Raw genomic sequence first — 4,642 nt, 5'->3', positions numbered from 1 at the left:
TCTTTTTTCTTCTTGACATCTTACCGTATTACTAATTATTCATACTTTAACTTCTAACTTACTTAAACCTGCTCATCCAGAACATGATCTTCCTTCTTATCTTCAGCATAGATAAAGCGATCTGAACCGGAGGCAGTCATCTTAAGGCTAACTTTACCGATCCCAAATTCTTCGTTAACCTGATGCTGAATTGCATCCTGAATCTCAGTTAAATTATATTCTCCCGGATCTATTTTTACAGCTCTATTGCGGTTATTGTGGTTAATAAAAAAGATATTATTGCTATCATTAATTTTAATCGGTCTTCTAATCGAATCAGAATCCGCAAAGTCTTCTAAGTCATAGGTGACTTTTTCTGGCTGCTGTGATTTAGTGAATCTGTCACCTTTTTCTGATTGAGCTTCAGTTTTTTTAGGCTGGTTTAATTTCTGGACAAGAAGATTTTTGATTTGGGTTAGGACAGAGTTAGTTTTTTCTACAGCAGACATTTTTGGTCACCTCTTATTTTATTTTTGGAATTTAAAATAACTAGATATTAAAATCCATTTTTTTGCGATTTATGAAATCATTTATATAATTATCTCTGTTCTTTATTAAATCAGTAATGCCATCAGCAATATTTATGATCCTATGTTCGTATTCTAAATTAATAATACTCTTTCCGTCCAATTTCTCAGCAACTCTAACCTGATTATCAGCCTGTAATAAGACTAAAGCAGGTGTCTTAGTTACTGCTAATTCATAAAGAGTACTTCCACCAGAAGAAATAGCCATATCACTTTTTATCATTAAATTACTCATTTTTTTGACATTAAAGTTCAATGAAATATCTAAATTGCTATTTTCAACTTCTGCTAATATCTGATCTACATTATCAAAAGACGGCCCTATTACAATATCAATATGCAGATTTTCTTTATCTAAATATTTATCATCTATTCCATCGAAGTAAATAGAATTTAAAGCTTTGATAATTTTTGGTGTTAAATTCCTTAAATCATAACCACCAACTGTAACTAATATATTTTGCACTTTATCTCGAACTTCAATTTCAGGTAGTTTTCTAAACTCTTCTCTTAAAAGCAAATAATCCGTTCCCAGTCGAAACTCAGTATCACCATATAGAGATTCATAATCTAAATCCTCAGCATATACATTTCCATTGATTACTGCATGAGAAGGGAAAGCAAAAGGTGCATAATCATGGATAGTAACAAGTTTATAAACAACTTTTCTCATTTCAATTAAATAGTGCTGATCTATATCATAAGAATCAGTAATTAGTTTATTAACTTCTTCTTTTTTTATTATTTCCTTAACCTTTTCTATCTCTTCACCGTAACTTAAATCTTTATCTAAAGTTATTACTTCAAATTCATTCTCTTTTAATTTATTGACTGCAGATGGATCATTTTTAGTAATATAGAAAACTCTATCTACTTCTTCATCTTTTTTTAAATCATTAGCTAAAGCCATTGAACGCATAATGTGTCCCATGCCAATATTTTTACCACCATCTACTCTTAATGCTACAACTGACATATTATCACCTTAATCTTCTACTTTTCTTATTAATTCAAAAGCTTCCACATATTCTTTTCCCACTACTGTACCCCAGCGAGCAGCAATAGTCTTTAAGGCTTTCAATGATCTTGGATGAGGATAATCTCTTTTCTCGGAATCATAGCAGTCCATTCCCTTTAATTTAGCCTCAATAGTTTCACTAATATCTACAAATAAATTAGGCTTGAATGTATTATCTCCATACTGAAAGTTCCATTCAGTTGAAGAAGGTGTCTCAAAGGCATATATTTCTTTTACCCGATACTCTCCAACCGGGCGACAGGCAGTAATAACCGCTTCAAATGTTCTTTGATGATCAATATTCAAATCTCCATAGTGATGAGTATAGATTATATCGGGTTGTACTTTTTTTATAACCTTTTCTATTTCTTTTATAATATCCAGCAGATCAACTGAATCAAAACGGTTATCAGGTAATTTAGAAAAGTAAAGATTATCATAGCCTATATATTCAGCAGCCTGATAGGTATCAGAATATAATTCTTCTAAAGATTCTTTGCTTACCTGATCACGATTATTTTCTCGTGAAGTTAGACCTTCACCCAAAATTAAACAGTCAGCTTGATCTCCATTATTTACTCTCTTGCGAATTGTTCCCCCCAGACCTAATAATTCATCATCTGGATGAGCAGCAATTGTTAGGATTTTATTCGCCATCTAAATCATCCTCGGTTAATCTCTTGATTTTAACATCAGCAACAATACCATCAGCTGTTAATTTAGCTCTAGAAAACTCTAATTTCAGATCTCCATATTTAATATATGCTTCTGGATAACCTTCAGCATCAAGCATTCTTATATAATCATAAACCTTTGAAAGAGAGAAGTCTTTTTTTATTTCACTCTGATAGGGTTTCCGCCTTTTAAACTCAACTACTTCACCTAGTTGTTCTTTTGGTTTAATTTCATTATTAATAATTTCTGGTATCATTTCATCAAATATTAGATTAGAAGCTCTTAAAAAAATTTCTTCTGCACTCCCATTAAGATTTAAAACTTTTTTAAAATAAATAGGACCTGTATCTAATCCACCATCAACTTTTAATGCTGATATTTTAGTGTTTTCAACACCTCTAACGATAAGATTCTGTAAAGGACTACCTCCTCTTCCATAAGGAAGATCAGTCATATGAAACACAACACAGTTAAAATTATTATATACTTTATCAGGTATTATCCAGGACCAGTGAGGGAAAAATATATATTCCGGATTGAAACTATTTAAATTCTCATAGTTTAATTCATTTTTGTCAGTTATTAATTTAATATGATGTTTACTTTTTTTAATCGTTTCTTCAGCTTTTTTTATATTCCATGATTTTATAGTAGCAATTACAACTGTCATTATTTAATCAAATCCCAGTTTAGAGGAGTTCCCTTTTCGATATCTTTTAAAGCTTTTTTATTTAAAACTTTCTCCCATTTTTTTGGTTTAAGCCCATAACCAGGACGTATGATTCTGATATTATCTTCAGTTAATTTTTCTCCTGCTTTGATATCTTCAACTGCAAAGATTGATCTTCTAAATCTCCTACTTTCCTGCTCTTTCTCTGAGATAGAATAATCAATATTTCCTATCGCTCTTTCTGTTGCTCTTATATCAGCAACCATTTTTTTGAATTCAGCTGGTTCCATAGAAAATGAAGAGTCTGGATTTTCTATATCTCTACTTAAACAAAAATGCTTTTCAATAATTTTGCCCCCCATAGCTATACTAGCAATGGCCGCTACTGAACCTAAAGAATGGTCTGATAAACCAACAGGAAGATTAAAAGTATCATGTAAATGTTTTATTTTCTTCAAATTCATATCATTTGGAACGGATGGATATGCACTTGAACAGTTTAAAAGTGCTAAATTTTCGTTACTATTTTCTTTTATTACATTAACAGCTTCTTCTATTTCACCTAAAGTTGCCATTCCAGTTGACATGATTATTGGTTTGTTTTTTTTAGCAAGATACTTTAAAAAAGGTAGATTAGTAATACTGAAAGATGCGACCTTATAAAATTCAACTCCTAAATCTTCTAGAAAATCAACCGCTGTCTTTTCATACGGAGTGGAAAAGAAATCAATACCACTCTTTTCAGCTTCTTTTTTCAAATCTTCCTGCCATTCCCAGGGAGTATAAGCTTTTTGATAAAGATTATATAAGTTTTCGCCTTCCCATGTCCCTTTATCTATTTGAAACCATTTTTTATCTGAATTAAAGGTCATTGTTTCTGGTGTATAAGTCTGTACTTTTACACAATCAGCACCAGCCTCTTTAGCTGCTCTTATTATTTGTAATGCTCGCTTTTTGCTTCCAGCATGATTGGCTGACATTTCTGCTATTATATATGCAGGGTCATCATCTCCGATAATCCTATCATTTATTTTAAATCCTGACAAATTACACCCTCCTTCGAATTTGAATTAATATTCTATATTTATATTATCATAACTGTATCTATCTTTAAGTGTTGGCCATTTACTTTTAAGTACTGCCATTTTTACTATATCATGAAATTGATCATTTTTGTATATATGTTCTTTTAAAACTCCTTCTACTTCAGATCCATAAATTTTATGTAATCTGACAACTTTATCATTAAAACCAAAAACTTCACACCACAATTTATTAAAATCTAATACTTCAAAAACAAATCTATAAAGATTTAATTCTAATCGCTTTGCAATTCCTTTACCCCTAAAATCTAAGTTTCCAATATAATAACCCCAGCCACATCTCTTGTTTTTTCTATCAATATCATACAAATACATTGTTCCAATATCGTTACCGTTGACATTAATTATCCAATATAAGCAATTATTGTCTTCTGAAATTCTCTTAAACCATTCTTTTTGTTTTTCTAGTGTTAAATCAGGATCTGTATACATATATTTAGTAACATGAGGTGCCATTCTCCAATTCATTACCATAGTCAAATCTTCGTTTTTTATTTTTCTTAAATTAATTTCCATTCTATCACCTCAAAATAATTTATTTTACTTCTTTTTGTCTAATATTCTGATTAAGTATAAGTAACTCTTCGTTCATATTTAAAAACTTAACAAT

6 protein-coding genes are annotated in these 4,642 nt (G+C 30.5%); all 6 read right to left on the bottom strand.

All coding sequences use genetic code 11. The annotated features are described in order from the left end of the window. Window positions 1-62: 62 nt before the first annotated feature. From CI949_RS17195 to pseH, 6 genes are read right to left on the bottom strand one after another with little or no spacing between them, the layout of a single operon-like run. Entirely contained in the window at window positions 63-488 is a 426-nt protein-coding gene (locus CI949_RS17195; protein WP_290768623.1) for a hypothetical protein, read from the bottom strand. 40 nt (window positions 489-528) lie between these two features. Continuing rightward, window positions 529-1,542 carry a UDP-2,4-diacetamido-2,4,6-trideoxy-beta-L-altropyranose hydrolase gene (gene pseG, locus CI949_RS17190; RefSeq protein ID WP_290768620.1) on the bottom strand — a complete coding sequence of 338 codons (1,014 nt, stop codon included), beginning with the start codon at window positions 1,540-1,542 and terminating at the stop codon, window positions 529-531. 9 nt (window positions 1,543-1,551) lie between these two features. Continuing rightward, complete coding sequence (locus CI949_RS17185; protein WP_290768617.1) at window positions 1,552-2,241, bottom strand: PIG-L deacetylase family protein; 690 nt, start codon at window positions 2,239-2,241, stop codon at window positions 1,552-1,554. Beyond that, a complete protein-coding gene (locus CI949_RS17180; RefSeq protein WP_290768616.1) occupies window positions 2,231-2,929 on the bottom strand; it encodes a formyltransferase family protein in 699 nt (232 codons plus the stop codon). The genes CI949_RS17185 and CI949_RS17180 overlap by 11 nt, the downstream gene beginning before the upstream one ends. Further along, window positions 2,929-3,975, bottom strand: coding sequence for a pseudaminic acid synthase (gene pseI, locus CI949_RS17175; protein ID WP_290768615.1), 1,047 nt, complete (start codon window positions 3,973-3,975; stop codon window positions 2,929-2,931). Before pseI ends, CI949_RS17180 begins: the two co-directional genes overlap by 1 nt. Window positions 3,976-3,999: 24 nt before the next feature. Further along, window positions 4,000-4,548 carry a UDP-4-amino-4,6-dideoxy-N-acetyl-beta-L-altrosamine N-acetyltransferase gene (gene pseH / locus CI949_RS17170; RefSeq protein WP_290768613.1) on the bottom strand — a complete coding sequence of 183 codons (549 nt, stop codon included), beginning with the start codon at window positions 4,546-4,548 and terminating at the stop codon, window positions 4,000-4,002. Between the last annotated feature and the right edge of the window lie 94 nt (window positions 4,549-4,642).

The organism is Halanaerobium sp. (assembly GCF_003070835.1).
Note: the sequence above shows the minus strand (reverse complement) of the source record. Positions and strands in the feature narration are given on the sequence as shown.